We start from the raw sequence: 21269 nt of genomic DNA, 5'->3' as shown, positions 1-21269 counted from the left end.
CGTCACTTCTTGAGGAGTTCGATGACGCCGGTGAGGTCTTCGTGGGCGTGGCCGTCGGCGACGCGGCGCTGCATCAGGGCGTGCAGCGGCGCGAGGAGTTCGGCGCTGATGCCCGCCTCGTCGGCGGCCGTGAAGTGGTTGACGTACGCGGCTTCCTGCATGCCGAGGTTGGAGACGACGTCCTTGCCGTAGTCGCCCGAGTCGATCTGCTCGGCCGCGCCGACCGGCCACCCGCTCATGGTCTGCAGCCACCGGTTCAGCAGCGGCGCGAACTCGCGCGCCGACGCGCCTGCCGAACGCACCAGGGCGAAGGCGTGCAGGGTGCCGCTGATCATCCCGTACATGCCGCTGAGCAGGGCGAGGTCTTGCAGCGCGGCGGAGCCCGGATCGTCGCCGAGGTAGTTGCTCTCACCGAAGGCGTCCAGCACCGTCCGCGCAGTGTCGAAGGTCCCGCTCGGCCCGCTGTAGAGCACGAACGCCGCCGGTGTGGCGATCATCGGCGGGACGGCCATGATGCCGCCGTCCAGGTAGTCGGCGCCGTGATCAGCGGCCCAGGCGGCCATCTCGCGGGCCTGCCCCGGGGTGCCGTTGGTCAGGTTGACCAGCGTCCGCCCGGCCAGCACGTCGGTGTGCGGGGCCAGCACCTGGCTGACCGAGTCGTAGTCCAGCAGGCAGACGATCACCAGCCGGCTCACGAGGACCGCGTCGGCGGCCGTGTCCGCGCGGGCGGCGCCCTTGGCCACCAGTGGATCGGCCTTGGCCGCGGTGCGGTTCCACACGGTCACCCGGTGGCCGGCGGCGAGCAGCGCCTCGGCCAGCGCCGCGCCCATGTCACCGAGCCCGAGGACGCTCACTGCCTTCCCGTTCATCCCAGCTCCTTTCGTCGACATCCACCCTGCTGAGGGCCGCGCACGAACCGCGCACGGTCGGCTGCGGGTGCTGTCACGGGCGCGGACTAACGTTGCGGACGTGCGTTTCGGAGTGCTGGGCCCGCTGGAGGTGCGGACCGCCGACGGCGAGGCCGTCGCGGTGCCGGAGGCGAAGGTCCGTGCCCTGCTCGCGGCGCTGCTCGCGCACGACGGGCCGGTGTCGGCGGACCGGTTGATCGACGACCTGTGGGGCGTCGAGCCGCCCGGCAACCCGACGAACACGCTGCAGACGAAGGTCTCCCAGCTGCGCAAGGCCATCGGCAGGGGCCTGGTGACCTACCGCGCCCCCGGGTACGCGCTGGACATCGAGCCGGACGCGGTGGATGCGCACCGCTTCCGCCGCCTCGTCGCGCAGGCCCGCGAGACCGCCACCCCGGAGGCCCGCCGGACGCTGCTGGCCGACGCGCTGGCGCTGTGGCGGGGTTGCGCGTTCGCCGAGTTCGCCGACGAGCCGTTCGCGCAGGCCCCCATCCAGCGGCTGGCCGAAGAACGCCTCGCCGCGCAGGAGGAGTTCGCCGAAACCCGGCTGGAGCTGGGCGAGCACGCCGCGCTCGCGGGCGAGCTCGGCGAGCTGGTGAGCGCGCATCCGCTGCGCGAGCGGCTGCGCGCGGTGCACGTGCGGGCGCTGTACCGCGCCGGACGGCAGAGCGAGGCGCTGGCGAGCCTGGCGGACCTGCGGGAGCGGCTGTCCGACGAGCTGGGCGTCGACCCGAGCCCGGAACTGGCCGAGCTGCAGCAGGCCGTCCTGACGCAGGACGCCGCGCTCGCCGTCCCCGCCGCGCCGGTGCACGACCTGCCGGTCCCGGTCACCGACCTGGTCGGCCGCGACCGGGAGTTCGCGCAGGTCAAGGCGTTGCTGAGCACGTCGCGGCTGGTGACGTTGACCGGGCCCGGCGGGGTGGGCAAGACGCGGCTGGCCATCGAATCGGCCCGCAGCGCGGCGTTCCGCGACGGCGTGCGGCTCGTCGAGCTGGCCGGCATCCGGGCCGATGGGGACGCGACGTGCTCGCTGGAGCACGCCGTGCTGGCGGAGCTGGACGTGCAGGAAACCGGAGCGGCGCCCGTCGCACCGGCCGATCCGCTCGTCGATGCGTTGCGCGGCAAGGAGATCCTGCTCGTCCTCGACAACTGCGAGCACCTGATCATCGGCGCCGCCGGGATGGCCGCGCGCCTGCTGCGGGCGCTGCCCGGGCTGCGGATCCTCGCCACGAGCCGGGAGGCGCTCGGCATCTCGGGCGAGACGCTGCTCCCGGTGCCGCCGCTGGACGTTCCGCCGCCCGGATCCGGGCTCGACGACGTGCGGGCATCGGGCGCGGTGCGGCTGTTCACCGCCCGCGCCGCCGCGGCGTCTCCGGGCTTCGACGTCGACGGCGACAACGCCGCATCGGTGGCCGCGATCTGCCGCCGGCTGGACGGCATCCCGCTGGCCCTGGAGCTGGCCGCCACCCGGGTTCGCGCGCTCGGCGCGAAGACCCTGTTGTCCAGATTGGACGATCGATTCGCGCTGCTCACGTCCGGCCACCGCGATGCCCCCGAGCGGCAGCGGACGTTGCAGGCGGTGATCGACTGGAGCTGGCGCCTGCTGCCGACAGCCGAGCGAACAGTGTTGCGCCGCCTGGCCATCCACCGCGACGGATGCACTTTGGACAGTGCCGAAGCGGTGTGCTCCGGCGACGGAGTCCGGCCCACCGAGGTGCTGGACCTGCTGGCGCGGCTCGTGGACCGGTCGCTGGTGGTCGCGACGGAGACACCCGCCGGAGGTCGCCGGTATCGCCTGCTGGAATCGGTTGCGGCGTACTGCCTGGAGCGGCTGGAAGAGACCGACGAGCACGAAACCCTCCGCCAACGGCACAACGAGCACTACCTGGCGCTGGCGGAGCGAGCGGACCCGAACTTGCGCGGCCGCGAACAACGGCACTGGCTGGAGCGGCTCGACGCGGAGGCGGCGAACCTGCGGGCGACGCTGGACGACGCCGTCCAGCACTCCACCGAGGTGGCGTTGCGGCTGGTCAACGCGTTGTTCTGGTACTGGTTCCTGCGCGGCAGGCTCAGCGAGGCCAAGCGCTCGCTGGCCGCGGCCCTCGCGACGGGCGGCGGCGGGGAAACGCGGGCGAAGACGGCGGCCTGGTACGCCGGGATAGGACTGCTGACCGGGGAGCCCGTCGAGGAGGTCGACGCGTGGCGGAACATCACCGATCCCACGGACCGCGCCCGCGCGCGGTGGTTCCTCATCCACGCGAGGACCACCGTCGCCGACCTCTCCAGCACCGAACGCGACGTGGACGAGCTGGTGGCGGAGTTCGCCGAGCTGGGCGACCGCTGGGGCCTCGGCGTCGCGCTCAGCGACCGGACGACGCACCAGATGACGCGCGGCGACCTGGCTGCGGCGAAGCGGGATGCGGAGCGCAGCGCCGAACTCTTCCAAGAGCTGGGCGACAGCTGGGGCCTGGCGCAAGCGTCGTACGGGCTCGGCACGGTCGCCGGGATCACCGGCGACTACGCGAGCGCCGAGCGCCATCACGCCGAGGCGCTGCGCGGCGCGGAAGCCCTCGGCCTGTGGGCGGAGGTGGCCTACCAGACGTCCTGGCTGGGCCGCGTCGCGCTGCTCAGGCACGACTACGCGCGGGCGCGCGAGCTGCACACCCGCGCGATGCGCGTGGCCGCCGAGCGCGGCTTCACCCCGGCGGAGATGTACGCGGAAACGGGCCTGGCGCTGGGCGCGCGCCGCGAAGGCAGGTTCGACGAGGCGGAGCGCCACCTGCGCAGGGTGCTCGAATGGCACCGTCGCGTGCGGTTCGAGCCGGGGAACGCCCTGATCCTCGCCGAACTCGGCTTCGCCGCCGAAGAACGCGGAAACGCCGAGCAGGCCCGCGAACTGCACCTGTCGGCCTACCGGATCGCCAGCCGGGGCACCGACCCCCGGGCGATCGCCCTGACCTTGGAGGGCCTGGCAGGCGCCGAAGCGCTCACCGGTCGCGCGGCGCGGGCAGCCCGCCTCCTCGGTGCCGCCGCGGCAGCGCGCGACTCCGTCCGCACGCCGCTCCCGCCCGCAGAACGCCTGGACGTCGACCGGATCGAGTCCGCCGCCCGGAAATCCCTGGGTGACGAGGCATTCGACGCCGAGTACGCCAGCGGATCCGCAGTGCCGCTCGCCGACGTCGACACCTTGGTCGGCGACTGACCGTTCACACGGACTGGAGGAAGGCCAGGACCGCTAGGACGCGGCGGTTGTGGTCCTCGGTGGCCGGCAGCCCGAGCTTGCCGAAGATGTTGTTGGTGTGCTTGCTGACGGCCTTGTCCGAGACGTGAAGGCGATGCGAGATCGCCCGGTTCGACAGGCCCTCGGCCACCAGCGCCATCACCTCGCGCTCGCGGGGCGTGAGCGCGTCGACCGGATCGTCGCGCCGGGGGCGCGCGAGCAGCTGGGAGATCACCTCGGGGTCCATCGCGGTCCCGCCCTCGGCGACCCGGCGCACGGCGTCGACGAAGTGCCACACGTCGCCGATCCTGTCCTTGAGCAGATAACCGATCCCGCCGGAGCGGTCGGAGAGCAATTCGCGCGCGTAGAGCTGCTCGACGTGCTGCGAGAGGATCAGGATCGGCAGCGCGGGGTTCTCCCGGCGCGCATCGAGCGCCGAGGATTGCTGACCGGGGCCTGCCTCGTGCTGATCGTCGAGGCGGGCTTCCTCGTCGGCCTGGTGCTGCCCGGTACGAGCGTGCTGTTCGCGGCTGGGCTGTGCGCCCGTCACGGCATCGTGCCGCTCGGGCCGACGATGCTCGTCGTGGCCACCGGCGCGGTTCTCGGCGCGCAGCTCGGCTATCTGCGTGGCCGCCAATGCGGTGTGTTCCGCCCAGGATGCCGGTGCCGATCCTGGTGCGCCGTCTGGGCCTCGCGGCTGTGGCGGGCGGGCAGTGGCTGTCCGGCGCGCGAGTGCTGACGCCGCGGCTGGCGGCGTCGACGGGCATGCCATACCGGCGGTTCGCCGTGGCGAGCATCCCGTCGACGACGTTGTGGGCGAGTTGCCTCGCCGGCACCGGGTACGCCGCCGGCCTGCACGTCGCGCGGCTGCTCAACTCCGCACTTTCCGGCGTGGGCGTCTTGTTCGCGGTAGCCGTCGCGGTCGTGGTGTGGCGGGCGCGGCGGGCGCCCCTGCGGGCACGCTCGTGAGCGGCGCTAGTCCGAGGTCCAGAGGACATCGAGCGGGTGGCGGCCGGTGGGGATCGCCGAGGTTCCCGGCGGACGGGGCGCGGGATGCCCCAGCGCGATGCCGGTACGCACCTGCCAGGGCGGCAAGAACCCGGCGACGGCCGTGACGCGTTCGGCGTTCTCCGCGGGGAAGAACGTCACCGGGCACGACCCCAGCCCGAGCAGATGCGCGGCGAGCATGAGGTTCTGCGCGACCCGGCCGCCGTCGAACTCCGAGTCGGCCCAGCAGTGATCGAGCGCCAGCAGCACGACGACGGGCGCGGACCGCAGGTGCACCGCATACGCGCCGCAGCGGCTCAGCTCTTCCCGCATCGCGGCGTCGCGGACGGTGTGGAACCGCCAGGGCTGCCTGTTGCGCGCCGAACCGGTCCACCGCGCCGCGTCCAGGATCCGGTGCAGAGCGGCGTCGTCGACGTCGGCATCGGTGAACCACCGGGTGGCTCGCAGCGAAGCCAGCGCGCGGAGCGGATCTTCGGTCACGCGAGATCGAACCGCCCGGCCTTGACGTCGGCGACGAAGCGGCCCCATCCGGTTCCCTGGAACCAAAGCTCCGGGCCGCCAGGGTTCTTCGAGTCCCGAGCCCCTACGACACCTTGAGCATAAGCAACCTCGACGCATGCTCCGTTGTTGGCGCTATAGCTGGACTTTCTCCAAGTTGAGACGGACACGATGTTCCTCCGCTACGTCTCCGACATCAGCGCTTTCACGAAGTCCACCGAATCAGCGGGTTCAAGCGCGACGCGTTGCAAGTTTTCCGAAACAAGTGTATATGTCCGCACGTCGTCAGGGTCCTGCACGTAGATTGCTCCATCCAGGTGTTCGACGTACGCGACCGGGCGGGCTTCAGCAAAGCTCAGAACGACGAACTCCCCAGTGCCACCAGCGTCATGGGGTCCACATGCAGGCAGTAGGACCTGGAACTTGACGTTCTCCCGTTCCGCCAACTCGATCAAGCGCCGGTACTGATTCATGCGAACCTCCGGCGTACCCACAGCCAACCGCAGAGCACTCTCGCCAATAACCGCGTGCAACCACAGCGGCTCGGAATCGACGAGTCGCTGAGCGCGAGCCAACCGGAATGAAACGAACCGCTCGTTGTGGTTTTGCCGAACAAAGCCAGTCGCGGATGTCAGCGCCTGGGCATACTCCTCTGTCTGCATCAGGCCCGGAAGTGCCATTGGCTGGTACGCGAACTCTGACTCCGCCAGGCCTTCCAGCCCGACGAACGTGCTCAGCCAGTCCGGAATGACGTCGATCCAGGGCGCGAGCCACGAGCGCTGATCTGCGCGTCCGCACAGCGACGTCAACCTTTCTACGTCCCAGGCGGGAGCGCCGTAGAACTCCAGCAGCCCCGCGATCTGTTCTGGTTGCGGGAAGTACATGCCCTTCTCGAAGTGACCGACCAGGCTCGTCGAGCACCCGATCGCCTTCGCCGCTGCGGCGAGGGTTTGCCCAGCACGTTTCCGGTATCCCGCGAGCTCGACACCGATCAACCAGCGCAGCGCCGACGGGTCACCTCGTCCAGCCACTCGTACCTCCACACCTCTCGGAACCACCGCACAGTCTGCCCTGCTCGGCCAGCGACAACATCGACACCACCCAGTTCGGTTATAGACGAGCCTAGATTTCTAGCTATGGTTATAAGTGATCGATTTCACGGTCCCGAAGGAGGTCTGATGAACGACACCGAACCCGACATCTGGGCACCGGAGCCCGCGGAATACGCGCTCGTGCGCGAGGAAATCCGGCGCGCTCCCAGGCTTTTCGCGCTGTGCGAGCTCGACCGCGACGACGAGTGGGAACTGACCGAAGGCCGGGTGTTCGCCTGGGGGCTCGCCTTCGGCGACCGCGCCGAAGTCGTCAGCACCGATGGCCGTGGCCGTGGCTCCTTCTGCTCTCCCACACGCGCCGCCGAGATCTTCGCCCACACCGCCGAAGTGCGCCTCGTCTACCCCTAGCTGCGCCGAAAGTGCTCGCGAGTGGCGATGGTCGCTCTAACGGCCACAACCACTCACGAGCTTCATCGGCGGCGCTTGGTCCGCAGGTAATCGCCGACGACCGCCGCGCCGAGGCCGTCCGCGGTGGGCGACAGGACCCGGCCGCCGCCGCGGCGGGCGACGATGTCCACGAACGCCTTCAGGCGCGGGTTCTCGCCGAGCATGAAGACGCTCAGCGTGGTCCCCAACCGGTGCAATGCGTCCACTTCGGACAACGTCACGCCGAGGGTGTGCGGCGTCGGCGGGTACTGGAACACCGCTTCGCCGTCGGGTTCGAGGTGCGCGGTCGGTTCGCCGTCGGTCACGACGAGCACCACGGGCTGGGCGTCCGGGTGGCGGCGCAGGTGGCGGCCCGCGAGCAGCAGGGCGTGGTGCAGGTTCGTGCCCTGCTCCCAAACCCCCTCCAGCGCGGCGAGTTCACCCACGTCCACAGTGGACGCATAGCGGCCGAAGGTGACCAGCTGCAGCGCGTCCGACCGGAACCGGGTCGCGACCAGGTGGTGCAGCGCGAGCGCGGTGCGCTTCATCGGCACCCAGCGGCCGTCCTGCACCATCGACCACGACGTGTCCACGCACAGCACCACAGCCGCGCGCGAACGCTGCTCGGTCTCCGCCACCTCCAGGTCCGAGATGTCCAGCAGCGCCGAGTCCGGTCCCTCCCCCGCGCGCCGCAGCACCGCGTTGCGCACCGTGCGCACGGCGTCCCACGGCTCCGCGTCGCCGTAGCTCCACGGCCGCGTGGTTCCGGTCAGCTCCCCCGCCGCGCCCGCGCGATCGGTGTCGCGCTCGCCGCGTCGCGACCGCAGCTGCGAGATCACCGACCGCAGCGCGGTCTCCCCGAGCCGCCGCATCGCTCGCGGCGACAGCCGGAGGCTGCCATCGGGCGCCCGCTGCAGCAGGCCCTGCTGCCGCAGCTGCTGCTCGATCTCCGAAAGCCGCTGCGCATCGACGACCGCCTGCGAGCCGAGCTGCCGTTCCAACGCCTCCAGGTCGATGTCCTCCAGGCTCGCGCCCGGATACGCCTGCCCCAGCTGCTCCGCCAGCCGGTCCAGCTCGCCGAGCTCAGCCATCGCCGCGGTCGCCTCGGCCAGGCCCATCGGCTGGTCGCCGCGGAACCGCGCCTGGCCCGTCCAGTCCTCGCCCGGCCGCAGCCCCTGCAGCTGCTGATCGAGCCGCTGCAACGCCTGCGCGATCCGCGGGTCTCCGAATGCCTGCTGCGACAACGACATCAGCTCGGCGCGCTGCTGCTCGCTCATGGAGTTCAGCAGCCGCTGCGCGGCGGCCGAGCGGGCCGCCAGCGCGTCGATGAGCTCGTCGACGTTGCGCGGGTTCTCCGGGAAGAACTCGCCGTGCTGGGCCATGAACTGCTCGAACTTCTGCTGGACCTCGGCGTCGCCGCGGGCGTGCGCGGCCAGCAGCGCCGACAGGTCGTCGAGCATCTGCCGCACCCGCTCGACGTCCTCGGGCGTGACGTGCTGCATCGCCTGCTTCATGCCCTGGAAGCGCTGTTCGAGGAACTCGGTGCCCAGCATCTGCCGGATCTCCTCGAAGGTCTCCCGCGCGTCCGGCGAACGCCAGTCGTAGTTCGCCAGCTCGGCGACCTGACCGGCGACGTCCGGCGGCAGCGCGTCGAGCTGCAGTTCGCGGAACCGCGCGTCCTCGCTCGTGTCGGCCGCGAGCGCCAGCCGCTCCTGCTGCAGCGCGCGGTCCAGCAGCCGGCGAACCTCGGAGAGCGTCCCGTCCAGCCGGTGCCGCCGCTGCAGCTCGCTGCGCCGCTGCCACAGCCGCCGGGTGAGCTCGTCGAGCCCGGCGGTGTCGCGGGTTCCGGTGCGCAGCATCTCCTCCAGCGCGGAGCGCGGCGATGCGCCTTCCATGACGTCGCGGCCGATCTGGTCCAGCGCGGCGCGCAGGTCGACCGGCGGGGCCAGGGGGTCCGTCCCGCCGTGCCACGCGTCGTACCGGAACCGGCGGCTCATCAGCTGTACACCGACCGGTCGTCCTCGGCGTCCTTGCCGAGCCGCTTCGCCAGGTACAGCGACTCCAGCGCGAGCTCGACGGCGCTGGCGATCCGCCCCGGCGGGTCCCCGGCCCGCACGCCGAGCCGCTCCGCGACCTGGTGCAGCACCGGCAGTTCCGGCAGCGCCGTGAGCACGTCGTGCCCGGCGATGCGCTCGCCGGTGGCCACCGGGTGGCCGTCGACGACGGCCTGGGCCAGCGACTGCAGGTCCAGCCCGGCGAACAGGCCGCGGGCGGTGTCGGCCACCGAGCGGCGCAGCAGGTAGCCGAGCAGCTCGTCCTCGCGGCCCTCCTCACCGGCCTCGAACTCGATCTTGCCGCGCAGCACGGCGGGCACCGCCGCCAGGTCGACCGGCCGCGCCACCGCCGGGTGCTCGCCGGTCACCGCGGAGCGGTGCAGCGCGGCGGCCGAGACCGTCTCGGCGGCGGCGATGGCGAACCGGGCCGACACGCCGGAGCGCTGGTCGACGGCGTTGGACTCGCGCAGGTGGCCGACGAAGCGCGCGAGCACCTCCAGCAGGTGGTCGCCGACCTCCGCGGGCAGGTCCGCCTCCTGGCGAACCAGCGAGATCTCGTCGTCGACGTCCAGCGGGTAGTGGGTGCGGATCTCCGCGCCGAAGCGGTCCTTCAGCGGCGTGATGATCCGGCCCCGGTTGGTGTAGTCCTCCGGGTTGGCGGTGGCGACCAGCAGCACGTCCAGCGGCAGTCGCAGGCTGTAGCCGCGGATCTGGATGTCCCGCTCCTCCATCACGTTCAGCAGCGCCACCTGGATCCGCTCGGCCAGGTCGGGCAGCTCGTTGACGGTGACGATGCCGCGGTGCGCGCGGGGCACGAGTCCGAAGTGGATCGTTTCCGGGTCGCCCAGCGAGCGCCCCTCGGCGACCTTCACCGGGTCCACGTCGCCGACCAGGTCGCCGACCGAGGTGTCCGGGGTCGCCAGCTTCTCCACGTACCGCTCGCTGCGGTGCCGCCAGGCCACCGGCAGGTCGTCGCCGAGTTCGGCGGCGCGGCGGCGGGAGGCCGGGGTGATCGGCTGCAGCGGGTGCTCGCCGAGCTCCGAACCCTCGATGACCGGCGTCCACTCGTCCAGGAGTTCGGTGAGGCTGCGCAGCAGCCGCGTCTTGCCCTGCCCGCGCTCCCCGAGCAGCACGACGTCGTGCCCGGCGATCAGGGCGCGCTCCAGCTGCGGCAGCACGGTCTGGTCGAAACCGACGATGCCGGGCCACAGCGAGCGGCCGGAGCGCAGCGCGGTAAGCAGGTTGGCGCGCAGCTCCGCCTTGACGCTGCGCGGTGCGTGGCCGCTGGACCGCAGCTCCCCCGCCGTGCGGGGCAGCCCTTCGGGTGGAGTCGGGGTCGTCACCCCCTCGACGCTACCGGCACGCACCGACACGCGCTGCCATAGCAGAAAGGATTTCGCATGCGGTCGAGCGAGAGTAGAAAAACCAGGTAACCCGCGACGGCACGCGCAGGAGGATCAAGTGGCCCTGGAGATCGAGGTGGACCCCGCCGAGGCCGGGTTCGACGCCGCCCGGCTGAACCGAATCGACCAGCACTTCGCCAAGTACGTCGAGGCCGGCAAGCTGCCCGGCTGGCTGGCGCTGGTGTCCCGGCAGGGCAAGATCGCGCACCTGTCGACGCACGGCATGCGCGACGTCGCCGCCGGCGCCCCGGTGCAGACCGACACCGTGTTCCGGATCTACTCCATGACCAAACCGGTCACCTCGGTGGCGATCATGATGCTGCACGAGGAGGGCGCGTTCGAGCTCACCGACCCGGTCAGCGACTTCATCCCGTCGTTCGCCGAGCTGCGCGTCTACAGCGGCGGCACGGCCCGCGCCCCGCAGACCCGCCCGGCGGGCGAGGACATGCGGATCTGGCACCTGCTGACCCACACCGCCGGCCTCACCTACGCCTTCCACTACCTGAACCCGGTCGACGAGCTCTACCGCCGCGCCGGCTTCGAGTACGGCATGGCCGACGACCTCGACCTGGCGGGCTGCTGCGACGAGTGGGCGAGCATGCCGCTGCTGTTCGACCCCGGCACGGCCTGGAACTACTCGGTGGCCACCGACGTGCTGGGCCGGATCGTGGAGGTGGCGTCCGGGCAGACGCTGGACGAGTTCTTCCGCACCCGCATCTTCGAGCCGCTGGGCATGACCGACACCGGCTTCGCGGTGGACCGCGCCGACGCCGACCGGCTCGCCACCCTCTACGTCGCCGACCCGCAGGGCAAGGCCCGCCCGCACCCGAAGCAGGCGGAGCTGGGCGCGGCGGCGTTCGAGCTGCCCAAGGCCCTCTCCGGCGGCGGCGGGCTGTTCTCCTCGGCGCACGACTACCACCGGTTCACGCAGATGCTGCTGCGCGAGGGCGAACTCGACGGGGTCCGCCTGCTCGGCAGCCGCACGGTGCAGTACATGACCCGCAACCACCTGCCCGGCGGCGCGGACCTGGAAACCCTGGCGCTCGGCGCGTTCTCGGAGGTGGCCAACGCGGGCAAGGGCTTCGGGCTGGGCTTCGCGGTGATCGACGACCCGATGGCGGCGAAGGTGATCAGCTCCCCGGGCGAGTTCTCCTGGGGCGGCCTGGCCAGCACCGCGTTCTGGGTGGACCCGGCGGAGGACCTGACGGTGCTGTTCCTGACCCAGCTGATGCCGTCGAGCACCCACCCCATCCGCTCCCAACTGCACCAACTCGTCTACCAGGCCCTGGTGGACTAGAGACTGTTTCCAAACTTGTTCTGCGTAGCGGTGCGGGTCGCGGAACCTCAGACGCCGCCTGGACTGTGGGAGCCCCGACTTACGTATGACCAATACGCGGCGTCGGGGCTGTCCTCGCCAGGCGACGTCTGAGAACCCGCGGCGGTGCAAGTTGCGCAGGTGGGCTAAGCGGCTTCGCCGCTTCAAAGGCGAAGAACATCCTCTACGGGTCGAAGATCACTCACGACTCCAGGACGCGGGATTCGCCGACCGCCAGGTCCCACAGCCGCTCCGGGTCGCGGCCCGCGTCGCGCCAGGCCTTGCGGATCCTGGTCAGGGGCTCCGTGACCGGCTCGCGGGTCAGCACGAACGTTCCCCAGTGCATGGTCGCCGCGTACTCCGCGCCCAGGTCGGCCACCGCCTGCGCGGCCTCCTCCGGGTCCATGTGCACCGGCTTCATGAACCAGCGCGGGTCGTACGCGCCGATCGGCACCATCGCCACGTCGATGCCCGGGTAGCGCTGCGCGATCTCCGCGAAGTGCGGCCCGTAGCCGCTGTCCCCGGCGTGGTAGATCCGGTGCTCCGGCCCGGTGATCACCCAGCTGCCCCACAGGCTGCGGCAGGTGTCCCGCGGGCCGCGGCGGCTCCAGTGCCGCGCGGGCGCGAAGTCGAACGTCAGGCCTGCGACCTCCGCCGACTGCCACCAGTCCAGCTCGATGACCTCGGTGAAGCCGCGGCGCCGGAACCAGCGGCCCAGCCCCGCGGGCGCCAGCACCGGGGTGGCGCGGGGCAGCCGCAGCACGGTGGGCGCGTCCAGGTGGTCGTAGTGGTTGTGGCTGATCACGACCGCGTCGATGGGCGGCAGCTCGCCGAAGGCGACGCCCGGCGGCGTGAGCCGTCGTGGCACGCCGGGGATCCGCGACGACCACACCGGGTCGGTGAGCACCGTCGCCCCGGCCATCCGCACCACGTACGTCGAGTGCCCGACCCAGGTGACCGAGGTGTCCCGCGCCGTCACCGGCGGCAGTCCGGTGCGCAGCACCGGGATCCGGTCGGCGTCCTCCACCCGGCCGCGGAAGCCGCCGGTCCACATCAGCCGCATCACGGCTCGGAAGCTGGGCAGCGGCTCGTGCAAGCGGTCCGCGTAGGAGGACTGGATCACCGGCTGCTGGTACTCGGGTCGCACCCGACCAGATTGCCCTGCGCGGCCGCGGGTCCGCACCCGCGGCGTCAGAAGGCGGGCCAGGGGATGGCCGGCCATTCCCCGGACGGCGCGGGGAACACGCCGTCCACCAGCAGCCGCTCGATGCGCGCGTTGACCGCCTGGACTTCCTTCGGGGTGACGTGTTCGGCCAGCTCAGCGGCCAGCTCGCCCTCCATCAGGGCGCGCAGCTCGCCCAGCCGGTCGACGACGTCGCCCGGCAGCGGCTGCCCGATCCAGCCCCACAGCACGGTGCGCAGCTTGTCGTCGGTGTTGAGGCTCACGCCGTGGTCGACGCCGAGCACCCGGCCGTCCGGGGCGTGCAGGATGTGCCCGCCCTTGCGGTCGGCGTTGTTGATCACGATGTCTAGCACCGCCAGCAGCCGCAGCTGCTCGTGGTCGGCGTGCGCGAGCACGACCGGGTCGCCGCGGTGGTCCTGAGCGCGCAGCACCGCCAGCCAGCCGTCCGGGACCTCGCCGGGGGCGACGATGTCGACCAGCTGCGAGTCCTCCTCGACGTCCACCCACAGCTGCACCATGCCCGGCCCGAACGGGCCGTCGCGCAGCAGCGTCGGCGGGATCAGCCCCCAGCCGGTGGCCTCGGACAGCAGGTAGGACGCGACCTCGCGGCCGGCCAGCGTGCCGTCCGGGAAGTCCCATAACGGCCGCTCGCCGCGCACCGGCTTGTAGACGCACTCGGCGGACACGCCGTCGGCCTCGATCCCGCAGAACAGCGTCGCGTTGGACGCCTCCACCAGCCGCCCCTGCACGTCCAGCCGGCCGTGCCGGAGCAGCTCCGCGAGCGCGGGATCGCCCGCGTGCACGACCGTCAGACCTCTTCCGAGCGGCGGTAGCCGTTCTGCCGCGGGCAGATGTGCCCGGCGGGGTCCAGCGGTTCGGCGCACAGCGGGCACGGCTTGCGGCCCGCGTTGATGACGCGCTCGGCGCGCTCGGCGAACGCCCGCGCGTGCGCGGGGCTGAGGAACACCCGCAGCGCGTCGGGGCCTTCCTCGGTGTCGTCGAGCACCACCGACTCGTCGATCTCCTCCTCGGTGACCGCGAGGAGCTCTACGACCACCGCCTCGGTTTCGGCGTCCCAGCCCAGCCCCATCGTGCCGACCCGGAACTCCTCGTCGACCGGCACCGCCAGCGGGTCGGTGTCGACGAGGTCGTCGGGGGTCTGGCTGGGCAGATCGGTGTTGAACCGGCGCTGCACCTCTTCCAGCAGCGCGCCGATGCGTTCGGCCAGCACCGACACCTGCTGCTTCTCGAGCTGCACGCTGACCGTGCGGACGTCCTCGGACGCCTGCAGGTAGAAGGTGCGATCGCCGGGTTCCCCGACCGTTCCGGCGACGAATCGGTCGGGTTGACGGAAGACGTGGATGACACGAGCCATGACTCCTCCGACCCTAGGCCACCGCGCGCCGTGCGTGCGCGGCTGGCCCCCGTTTCCTTCATCACCGTTGCGAACCGGCCCGGCTTCCGCCGGGTCATCCGCCGGTTTACTCGCTGAACGGGCTCGTCGACCACCTGTTTCAGCGTTGTTCGCCGATGGCGAACTGCGGCGCGCCCCCTCCGGTGCCGATATCCTCACCGACGGTGGTCAAGATCGCGGGGATGGAGCATGCCATGACCATGCGCGAACTACGTCGCCCGCACCGGCTGCGCAGCGGGGACACCGTGGCGCTCGTCGCGCCCGCCGGACCGGTGCCGGAGGACCTGCTCGAAACCGGGCTGGAGCAACTGCGCTCCTGGGGCCTGAACACCAGGGTCGGCAAACACGTCCGGGATCGCCACCCGCGCCTGGACTACCTCGCGGGCACCGACGCCGACCGCGCCGCCGACCTGCAGGAAGCGTGGTGCGATCCGGATGTCAGCGCGGTGTTCTGCGTGCGCGGCGGCTACGGCAGCATGCGGATCCTCGACCTCCTGGACTGGACCGAGATGGCCGCGGCGGGGCCGAAGCTGTTCACCGGCTCCAGCGACATCACGGCCCTGCACGACGCGTTCGCCACCCAGCTCGGCCTGGTCACGGTGTTCGGGCCGATGGCCGCGACGAAGGCGTTCACCGAAGACGCGGCGGCGCGGGAACACCTGCGCCGCACCCTGTTCCAGCCCGAGTCGGTCACCATCCTGACGCGCTCCACCGCGGACGCGCTCGTACCCGGGCGGGCGCGGGGCATCACCTACGGCGGCAACCTGAGCATCGTCGCGGGTTCCTTCGGCGCACCGGACGCACCGACGCCGCCGGAGCGCGGCATCGCCCTGCTCGAAGACGTCACGGAGGACCCGTACCAGCTGGACCGGTTCGTCACGCAGCTGCTGCGCGCGGGCTGGTTCGACCACGCCGTCGGGATCGCGCTCGGTTCCTGGACGGAGTGCGGACCGCTGGAGGAGGTGCGCACGGTGATGTCGGACCGCCTGGGCGGCCTGGGCGTGCCGATCCTGTGGGAGCTGGGCTTCGGCCACTGCACGGCCCAGCGCACCATCCCGCTCGGAGTGGCCGCCGAACTCGACACCGACGCGCAGCGCCTCTCGATCCTGCAGCCCGCGCTGCTCTAGTTCGCTTTCTTCCGGGCGTAGTGCTGGCGGGCCTTCGCGCGGTTGCCGCACCGAGCCATCGAGCACCACTGCCGGTTTCGCGCCGGGGAAACGTCGACGAACCGGATCCCGCAGAGGTGGAAGGCGCAGACGGCGACGCGCGGGAACGGCTCGGTGGCGAGCAGGTCGATCGCGTCGACCGCGACCGCCGCCAGCGCGGCCCGCACTGGGTCGTCCGGCGGCGGTCGCCGGGCTTCCACCGACCCGTCGGGGCGCACCATCAGCTGAGCCGCGGCGCGGTTCTCCGCGCGGGCGGCTTCGTTGATCACGTCCACATCGGACTCCGCGATGCCGAGCCCCTGGGCCCGGGCCTGCAGCGACCGGTCGATCGCCTCGCGCAGGTCGCGGGCGGACTCAACGTGCGCGTCCGCGGGCGCGCTGTCGGCGCGGAGCCCGGCTTCGCGCAGCCATTCGGCCAGGCGATCCGGCGTCACCAGCAGTTCGCGGCCGCCGCAGTAGCGGTCGCGCAGCGTGTTGACCAGATCGAGGCTGGGACGACCGCCGTCCCAGATCCAATCACCCATTCTCGTCCCCTCCGCCGGCCGTCGATATGGCATTCTAAGTTCTAACCCCTCAAGACGGTTAGAATCGGAGTTCGCCGGATGCCGACCGAAGAAGTCGCCCTGATCAACGGTTTGCGCGTGCACTACACGCGGGCGGGCAGCGGCCCGGGCCTGGTGCTGCTGCACGGCTGGCCGCAGACCAGCCACTGCTGGCGGAAGCTGATCCCGGAGCTGGCCCGCACCCACACCGTGATCGCGCCGGACCTGCGCGGCTACGGCCGGACCGACAAGCCCCGCACCGGCTACGACAAGCGCATGATGGCCTCCGACGTGGCCGCGCTGGCCGAAAGGCTGGGCTTCGAGTCGGTCAGCGTCGTCGGCCACGACCGGGGCGCACGGGTGGCGCACCGCTGGGGCCTGGACCGCCCGGCGCAGGTCGACCGGCTGGCGCTGCTGGACGTCGTGCCGACCCGCGAGATGTGGAAGCGGCTGAACACCGAAGCCGGCATGGCCTACTGGCACTGGCTGTTCCACATGCAGCCGGACCTGCCGGAACGCCTGGCCGGCGCCGACGTCGCGGGCTACCTCGGGTACTTCTTCGAGCGCTGGACGGTCAACCGGCACGGCCTGGAAGCGGCGGCGATCGACGAGTACGTGCGCGCCTTCTCCGCGCCCGGCGCGCTGCGCGCCGGTTTCGACGACTACCGGGCGTCGTTCCCGCACGACAGCGAGCACGACGACGTCGACGCGGCGGCGGGCCGGAAGCTGACCATGCCGGTGCTGGCGCTGTGGGGCTCGGCCGGCCTGCCCGCCCGGCTGCCGATGCGCGAGATCTGGCTCGACTACGCCGAAGACCTCACCAGCGCCGAAATCCCGGAATGCGGCCACTTCCTGCCCGAGGAACGCCCGGAAGCGGTGCTGACGCACCTGCGGGAGTTCCTGAAGGCGGCTTGATACCTTCGGGCCCATGCGCGTCCGCCCCATCTCCCCCGACCTGCTGGCCGCGGAGGTGGTGGAACGCATCGACGCCCTGCAGGGGCCCTGGGCGCGGGTGGCGGTGGACGGCGCACCCGCCGCCGACACCGGCGAATTCGCCGCCGCGCTGGTGGAACCGCTGCGGGCGCTGGGGCGCGAGGTGGTCCGGGTGCGCACCGCGGACTACCTGCGCCCGGCCTCGCTGCGACTGGAACACGGCCACCACGACCCGGACTCGTTCTACGAGAACTGGTTCGACCTGAAAGCCCTGACCCGCGAGGTGCTGACCCCGCTGTCCGCAGGCGGAAACGGCCAGGTGCTACCCGCCTTCTGGGACGCCGAGGCGGACCGCTCGCCCCGACTCGCCCGCATCGCCCTCCCACCCCGCGGAGTGGCCATTGTGGACGGACCGCTGCTGCTCGGCGCGGGCCTGGACTTCGACTTCGCGATCCACCTCTGGCTCCCGGAAGCGGCCCTGCAGCGGCGAACCCCGGAACCGGACCGCTGGACGCTACCGGCATTCCGGCGCTACGCCGAAGAAGCCACCCCGGAACGCCTCGCGGACTGCGTTGTCCGGGTCGACCGCCCAGGCCGCCCCGCCGTCGTCGACAGCCTGGACTGAACGGCTAGGCCACGCGGCGCTCGACGGACGGGACTGCGGCCAGGAGCGTTTTCGTGTAGCCGTGCTTGGGGTCGAGCAGGACCTGCTCCACCGGGCCGACCTCCACCAGATCGCCCTGGTACATCACCGCCACCCGGTCCGCGATGTTCCAGGCCAGGCCGAGGTCGTGGGTGATCACCAGGGTCGACAGGCCGCGTTCGACCCGCAGGCGCAGCAGCAGCGCCAGGATCTCGCCGCGCACCGTCGCGTCCAGCGACGCCACCGGCTCGTCCGCGATCAGCGCCCTCGGTTCCAGCACCAGCGCGCCCGCGATCACCACGCGCTGCCGCTGGCCGCCCGAGAGTTCCTGCGGCAGGCGGCCGAAGAACTTCTCCGCCGGCCGCAGCTCCGCCGCCTCCAGCGCCGCCGCGACGCGACCGCGCTCGTCATCGGTGATGCCGTGGATCCGCAGACCTTCCGCCACCGCTTCGTAAACCGTGTGCCGGGGATTGAGCGCGCCGGTCGGGTCCTGCAGCACCAGCTGCACCTGCTTGCGGTACTCGCGCAGCCCGGCGCTGCCGGTCGGCAGCGGCACGCCGTCGAAGCGCACCGCACCGCCGGTCGGCTGCTGCAGCCCCAGCATCGTCCGGGCCAGCGTCGTCTTGCCGGAGCCGGACTGGCCGACCAGCGCGACGATCTCGTTCTCGCCCACCGCCAGGTCCACCCCGCGCACGGCGCGCACGGTCTGCCCGGAGCGGCTGGTGAAGTCGACCGACACCGCCTCCGCCGACAGCAGCGCGGGCCCGCTCGGCGCCCCTTCGGTGAGCCGGAACCGCGGGTCGCCGACGGTCGGGAAGGCGCTGGCCAGCGCCTGGCTGTGGGCGTGCTGCGGATCGGTCATGACCTGCCCCGACGGACCGTGCTCGACGACCTGCCCCTCGTACATCACCGCCAGCCGCTCGCAGCTGGCCGACAGCACCGACAGGTCGTGGCTGATCATCAGCAGCGAGATGCCGCGCTCGGCGACCAGCCGGCCCATCAGATCCAGGATCTGGGCCTGCACCACCACGTCCAGCGCCGTGGTCGGCTCGTCGGCGATGACCAGGCGCGGCTCGCAGGCCAGCGCCATCGCGATCATCACCCGCTGCTTCTGCCCGCCGGACAGCTCGTGCGGATAGGCGTCGGCCCGCTCCGCGGGCAGCTCCACCTGCGCGAGCAGCTCCGCGACCCGCTTGCGCAGGTCGCCGTTCGCCCGGCCGTGCAGCTTGATCGGCTCGGCGATCTGATCGCCGATGGTGCGCACCGGGTTCAACGCGTGCATGGCGCCCTGGAACACCACCGACGCGCTCGCCCAGCGCACCGCGCGCAGCTGCCCGAACGTCATCTCGCGCACGTCCTGACCGTCCAGCAGGACCTCGCCGTCGATGCGCGCCGAACTCGGCAGCAGCCGCAGCACGGACATCGCCAGCGTCGTCTTGCCGCAGCCGGATTCCCCTGCCAGGCCGAGGGTTTCGCCCTCGCCGAGGCTCAGGCTCACGCCACGCACCGCGGCTGTTCCCGGCGAGGCCTCCTGAGCGCCCCGATAGGTCACCGACACGTCCCGGAATTGCAGAATCGGAGTCACCGCCGCCCCCGCAGCCTCGGATTGAACACGGCCTCCAGCGCCCGCCCGCAGAGCGTGAAGCCGAGCACCACCACCACGATTCCCAGGCCCGGCGGCAGCAGGTACCACCACGCGCCGCCGGTGACCGCGCCGGTGTCCATCGCGGACTTCAGCATCGAACCCCACGAAACCATGCTCGGATCGCCCAGGCCCAGGAACGACAGCGTCGACTCGGCGATGATCGCGCTGGCCACCGACAACGTGGTGTTGGCGAACACCAGCGGCAGCACGGCGGGCAGCACGTGGCGGCCGATGACGTGGCCGTGCCCCGCGCCCAGCGCCCGGGCCCGCTCGATGTAGGGGCGGGCCTCGATCGTCAGCGTCTGCGCGCGCACCATCCGCGCCGTCGGCGGCCACGCCGTCACCCCGATGGCCAGCACGATCGTCCACAGCCCGCGAGCGAGCACCGTGGACAGCGCGATGGCCAGCACCAGCGACGGCAGGACCAGGAAGAAGTCGGTGAAGCGCAGCAGCACCCGGGAGGTCCAGCCGCCGAAGTGCGCGGCGAGCACCCCCACCACGGTGCCGATCAGCACCGACAGCACGGCCGCCGACAGGCCGACGACCAGCGACACCCGCGCGCCCCACCAGGTCAGCAGCAGCACCGAACGCCCGGATTCGTCGGTGCCGAGCCAGAATTCGCCGCTCGGCGCCTGCAGCGGGCGGCCCGGCGCCCGCGTGACGTCCAGGCCGCCGGCATCCGTGAGCAGCGGCGCGAACAACGCCAGCAAGCCGACCACGACCAGCACCACGAGGCCCGCCAAACCGGCCCGGTCCGCGCGGAAGACGCGCCACGCCTCGGCCGCCCTGGCCCGGCGGCGGGCCCGGATGATCTGCCCTGCGGTGGCCGTCATGATTCCCGCACCCTCGGATCGAGCACCCGGTAGAGCACATCGGCCAGCACGTTCATCACCACCACGCTCCCCGCAAGCACGATGAAAATGCCCTGCAGCAACGGAAGGTCCGGCACCCGCAGCGCCTCGTAGGTGAGCAATCCGAGACCCGGCCAGGAGAACACCGTCTCCACCGTGATCGCGCCCCCGACCACCAGGCCGAGCCGCAGGAAGATCAGCGTGACGGTGGGCAGCAGCGCGTTGGGCACCGCGTGCCGCCGCCGCACCAGGTCCTCGCGCAGCCCCTTGGCGCGCGCGGTGGTCAGGTAGTCCTCGCCCATCTCCTCCAGCAGCGACGAGCGCATCACCATCAGGTACTCGGCGTAGATCACCGCGACCATCGTCAGCGCGGGCAGCACCAGGTGATGGGCGACGTCGAGGACCTGCGGCAGCAGCTCCGGCGGCGTGTCCGGCGAGGAGATCCCGCCGACCGGGAACATGCCCGGGATCGGCCCGACGCCGACGCCGAAGGCCATCAGCACGATCAACCCGAGCCAGAACGTCGGCACCGACCACAGCGTCAGCGCGATCGACGTCGAGGTCTTGTCGAAGGCGCCGCCGTGCTGCCACGCCGCGCGCGAACCCATCCACAGCCCCAGCAGCACGGCGATCAGGGTCGCCGTGCCCACCAGCAGCACGGTCGGGCCGATGCGGTCGAGGATCAGCTCGCCCACCGGGCGGCTGTAGGTGTAGGAGGTGCCGAGGTCACCGCGCAGCAGGTTGCCGAGGAAGTCCAGGAACTGCTTCCACAGCGGCTGGTCCAGGCCGAACCGCTCGCGCAGCACGGCGATCTGCTGCTCGGTGACCGGCGCGCCGTGGGTCATGGTGCGCACCGGGTCGCCGGGCATCACCCGGAACAGGAAGAAGCCCAGCACCGCCACCAGGAACAGGCTCACCAGGCCGCCGCCCAGCTTGCCCGCCACGTAGCGGACCGCCCGGCGGCCGCCGCCGGTGGGCGGCGCCGGTTCTGCGACTGTCGCGAGTGCT

21 protein-coding genes are annotated in these 21269 nt (G+C 71.8%); 7 read left to right on the top strand and 14 right to left on the bottom strand.

Annotated elements, in window-relative coordinates; genetic code table 11:
• Positions 1-2: 2 nt before the first annotated feature.
• The gene (locus AB0H93_RS11340; RefSeq protein WP_358571006.1) at positions 3-890 is read right to left on the bottom strand and encodes an NAD(P)-binding domain-containing protein; all 888 of its coding nucleotides are present in this window, start codon (positions 888-890) and stop codon (positions 3-5) included.
• Positions 891-969: 79 nt separating this feature from the next.
• Here AB0H93_RS11340 and AB0H93_RS11335 point away from each other — a divergent pair, with 79 nt between their 5' ends.
• Positions 970-4110, top strand: a complete 3141-nt coding sequence (locus AB0H93_RS11335) for a BTAD domain-containing putative transcriptional regulator (protein WP_358571003.1) — start codon at positions 970-972, stop codon at positions 4108-4110.
• Positions 4111-4114: 4 nt separating this feature from the next.
• Here the strand turns inward: AB0H93_RS11335 and AB0H93_RS11330 are convergent, their stop codons facing one another.
• Positions 4115-4765, bottom strand: coding sequence for a response regulator transcription factor (locus tag AB0H93_RS11330; protein WP_358571000.1), 651 nt, complete (start codon positions 4763-4765; stop codon positions 4115-4117).
• Positions 4766-4791: 26 nt separating this feature from the next.
• Here AB0H93_RS11330 and AB0H93_RS11325 point away from each other — a divergent pair, with 26 nt between their 5' ends.
• A complete protein-coding gene (locus tag AB0H93_RS11325; protein ID WP_358570997.1) occupies positions 4792-5097 on the top strand; it encodes a hypothetical protein in 306 nt (101 codons plus the stop codon).
• 6 nt (positions 5098-5103) lie between these two features.
• Here AB0H93_RS11325 and AB0H93_RS11320 read toward each other — a convergent pair whose 3' ends face one another.
• The 3 genes from AB0H93_RS11320 to AB0H93_RS11310 are packed head-to-tail and all read right to left on the bottom strand — an operon-like array spanning position 5104 to position 6665.
• Positions 5104-5616 (bottom strand): nitroreductase family protein, encoded by a 513-nt coding sequence (locus AB0H93_RS11320; RefSeq protein WP_358570994.1) that lies wholly within the window; start codon positions 5614-5616, stop codon positions 5104-5106.
• Complete coding sequence (locus tag AB0H93_RS11315) at positions 5613-5804, bottom strand: DUF397 domain-containing protein (RefSeq protein ID WP_358570991.1); 192 nt, start codon at positions 5802-5804, stop codon at positions 5613-5615. The genes AB0H93_RS11320 and AB0H93_RS11315 overlap by 4 nt, the downstream gene beginning before the upstream one ends.
• Positions 5805-5816: 12 nt before the next feature.
• Positions 5817-6665, bottom strand: coding sequence for a helix-turn-helix transcriptional regulator (locus AB0H93_RS11310; protein ID WP_358570988.1), 849 nt, complete (start codon positions 6663-6665; stop codon positions 5817-5819).
• A gap of 147 nt (positions 6666-6812) precedes the next feature.
• Between AB0H93_RS11310 and AB0H93_RS11305 the strand changes: the two genes are divergently transcribed.
• Positions 6813-7094 carry a hypothetical protein gene (locus AB0H93_RS11305; protein ID WP_358570985.1) on the top strand — a complete coding sequence of 94 codons (282 nt, stop codon included), beginning with the start codon at positions 6813-6815 and terminating at the stop codon, positions 7092-7094.
• Positions 7095-7156: 62 nt separating this feature from the next.
• Here AB0H93_RS11305 and AB0H93_RS11300 read toward each other — a convergent pair whose 3' ends face one another.
• Together AB0H93_RS11300 and AB0H93_RS11295 are read right to left on the bottom strand one after the other, a co-directional pair.
• Complete coding sequence (locus AB0H93_RS11300) at positions 7157-9109, bottom strand: VWA domain-containing protein (RefSeq protein ID WP_358570982.1); 1953 nt, start codon at positions 9107-9109, stop codon at positions 7157-7159.
• Positions 9109-10509, bottom strand: coding sequence for an ATP-binding protein (locus tag AB0H93_RS11295; RefSeq protein WP_132480448.1), 1401 nt, complete (start codon positions 10507-10509; stop codon positions 9109-9111). The genes AB0H93_RS11300 and AB0H93_RS11295 overlap by 1 nt, the downstream gene beginning before the upstream one ends.
• A gap of 118 nt (positions 10510-10627) precedes the next feature.
• Here AB0H93_RS11295 and AB0H93_RS11290 point away from each other — a divergent pair, with 118 nt between their 5' ends.
• Complete coding sequence (locus tag AB0H93_RS11290; RefSeq protein ID WP_358570979.1) at positions 10628-11866, top strand: serine hydrolase domain-containing protein; 1239 nt, start codon at positions 10628-10630, stop codon at positions 11864-11866.
• 220 nt (positions 11867-12086) lie between these two features.
• Here AB0H93_RS11290 and AB0H93_RS11285 read toward each other — a convergent pair whose 3' ends face one another.
• Genes AB0H93_RS11285 through AB0H93_RS11275 form a run of 3 tightly spaced genes read right to left on the bottom strand, consistent with a single transcriptional unit; the run spans position 12087 to position 14442 of the window.
• Positions 12087-13031 carry an MBL fold metallo-hydrolase gene (locus AB0H93_RS11285; RefSeq protein WP_358570976.1) on the bottom strand — a complete coding sequence of 315 codons (945 nt, stop codon included), beginning with the start codon at positions 13029-13031 and terminating at the stop codon, positions 12087-12089.
• 44 nt (positions 13032-13075) lie between these two features.
• Complete coding sequence (locus tag AB0H93_RS11280; protein WP_358570973.1) at positions 13076-13870, bottom strand: SCO1664 family protein; 795 nt, start codon at positions 13868-13870, stop codon at positions 13076-13078.
• Between the two features lie 5 nt (positions 13871-13875).
• The gene (locus tag AB0H93_RS11275) at positions 13876-14442 is read right to left on the bottom strand and encodes a DUF3090 domain-containing protein (RefSeq protein ID WP_132480436.1); all 567 of its coding nucleotides are present in this window, start codon (positions 14440-14442) and stop codon (positions 13876-13878) included.
• Between the two features lie 221 nt (positions 14443-14663).
• Here AB0H93_RS11275 and AB0H93_RS11270 point away from each other — a divergent pair, with 221 nt between their 5' ends.
• Complete coding sequence (locus AB0H93_RS11270) at positions 14664-15608, top strand: LD-carboxypeptidase (RefSeq protein WP_358571449.1); 945 nt, start codon at positions 14664-14666, stop codon at positions 15606-15608.
• On the opposite strand, the gene AB0H93_RS11265 is transcribed toward AB0H93_RS11270, so the two are convergent.
• On the bottom strand, positions 15605-16171 hold the full coding sequence (locus AB0H93_RS11265; protein WP_358570970.1) for an ABATE domain-containing protein: 567 nt from the start codon (positions 16169-16171) through the stop codon (positions 15605-15607). The genes AB0H93_RS11270 and AB0H93_RS11265 overlap by 4 nt on opposite strands.
• 78 nt (positions 16172-16249) lie before the next feature.
• Between AB0H93_RS11265 and AB0H93_RS11260 the strand changes: the two genes are divergently transcribed.
• Positions 16250-17104, top strand: coding sequence for an alpha/beta hydrolase (locus AB0H93_RS11260; RefSeq protein WP_358570967.1), 855 nt, complete (start codon positions 16250-16252; stop codon positions 17102-17104).
• Positions 17105-17117: 13 nt separating this feature from the next.
• Positions 17118-17747 (top strand): uridine kinase, encoded by a 630-nt coding sequence (locus AB0H93_RS11255; protein WP_358570964.1) that lies wholly within the window; start codon positions 17118-17120, stop codon positions 17745-17747.
• Positions 17748-17751: 4 nt separating this feature from the next.
• Here the strand turns inward: AB0H93_RS11255 and AB0H93_RS11250 are convergent, their stop codons facing one another.
• The 3 genes from AB0H93_RS11250 to AB0H93_RS11240 are packed head-to-tail and all read right to left on the bottom strand — an operon-like array spanning position 17752 to position 21205.
• A complete protein-coding gene (locus tag AB0H93_RS11250) occupies positions 17752-19350 on the bottom strand; it encodes an ABC transporter ATP-binding protein (RefSeq protein ID WP_358570961.1) in 1599 nt (532 codons plus the stop codon).
• Positions 19347-20243 (bottom strand): ABC transporter permease, encoded by an 897-nt coding sequence (locus AB0H93_RS11245; RefSeq protein WP_358570958.1) that lies wholly within the window; start codon positions 20241-20243, stop codon positions 19347-19349. Before AB0H93_RS11245 ends, AB0H93_RS11250 begins: the two co-directional genes overlap by 4 nt.
• Positions 20240-21205, bottom strand: a complete 966-nt coding sequence (locus AB0H93_RS11240) for an ABC transporter permease (RefSeq protein WP_358571447.1) — start codon at positions 21203-21205, stop codon at positions 20240-20242. The genes AB0H93_RS11245 and AB0H93_RS11240 overlap by 4 nt, the downstream gene beginning before the upstream one ends.
• Between the last annotated feature and the right edge of the window lie 64 nt (positions 21206-21269).

Origin of the sequence: Saccharopolyspora sp. NPDC050642, assembly GCF_040654735.1 — a bacterium.
In the GTDB taxonomy this organism is placed as follows: domain Bacteria; phylum Actinomycetota; class Actinomycetes; order Mycobacteriales; family Pseudonocardiaceae; genus Saccharopolyspora; species Saccharopolyspora elongata.
This window is presented reverse-complemented; position numbering and strand designations above follow the sequence as displayed.

Excerpts from the sequence above, each read along its gene's own strand:
- AB0H93_RS11300 (WP_358570982.1), bottom strand. The coding sequence starts at position 9,109 with ATGAGCCGCCGGTTCCGGTACGACGCGTGGCACGGCGGGACGGACCCC.
- AB0H93_RS11270 (WP_358571449.1), top strand. The coding sequence starts at position 14,664 with ATGGAGCATGCCATGACCATGCGCGAACTACGTCGCCCGCACCGGCTG.
- AB0H93_RS11245 (WP_358570958.1), bottom strand. The coding sequence starts at position 20,243 with ATGACGGCCACCGCAGGGCAGATCATCCGGGCCCGCCGCCGGGCCAGG.
- AB0H93_RS11265 (WP_358570970.1), bottom strand. The coding sequence starts at position 16,171 with ATGGGTGATTGGATCTGGGACGGCGGTCGTCCCAGCCTCGATCTGGTC.
- AB0H93_RS11275 (WP_132480436.1), bottom strand. The coding sequence starts at position 14,442 with ATGGCTCGTGTCATCCACGTCTTCCGTCAACCCGACCGATTCGTCGCC.
- AB0H93_RS11255 (WP_358570964.1), top strand. The coding sequence starts at position 17,118 with ATGCGCGTCCGCCCCATCTCCCCCGACCTGCTGGCCGCGGAGGTGGTG.
- AB0H93_RS11340 (WP_358571006.1), bottom strand. The coding sequence starts at position 890 with ATGTCGACGAAAGGAGCTGGGATGAACGGGAAGGCAGTGAGCGTCCTC.
- AB0H93_RS11305 (WP_358570985.1), top strand. The coding sequence starts at position 6,813 with ATGAACGACACCGAACCCGACATCTGGGCACCGGAGCCCGCGGAATAC.
- AB0H93_RS11260 (WP_358570967.1), top strand. The coding sequence starts at position 16,250 with ATGCCGACCGAAGAAGTCGCCCTGATCAACGGTTTGCGCGTGCACTAC.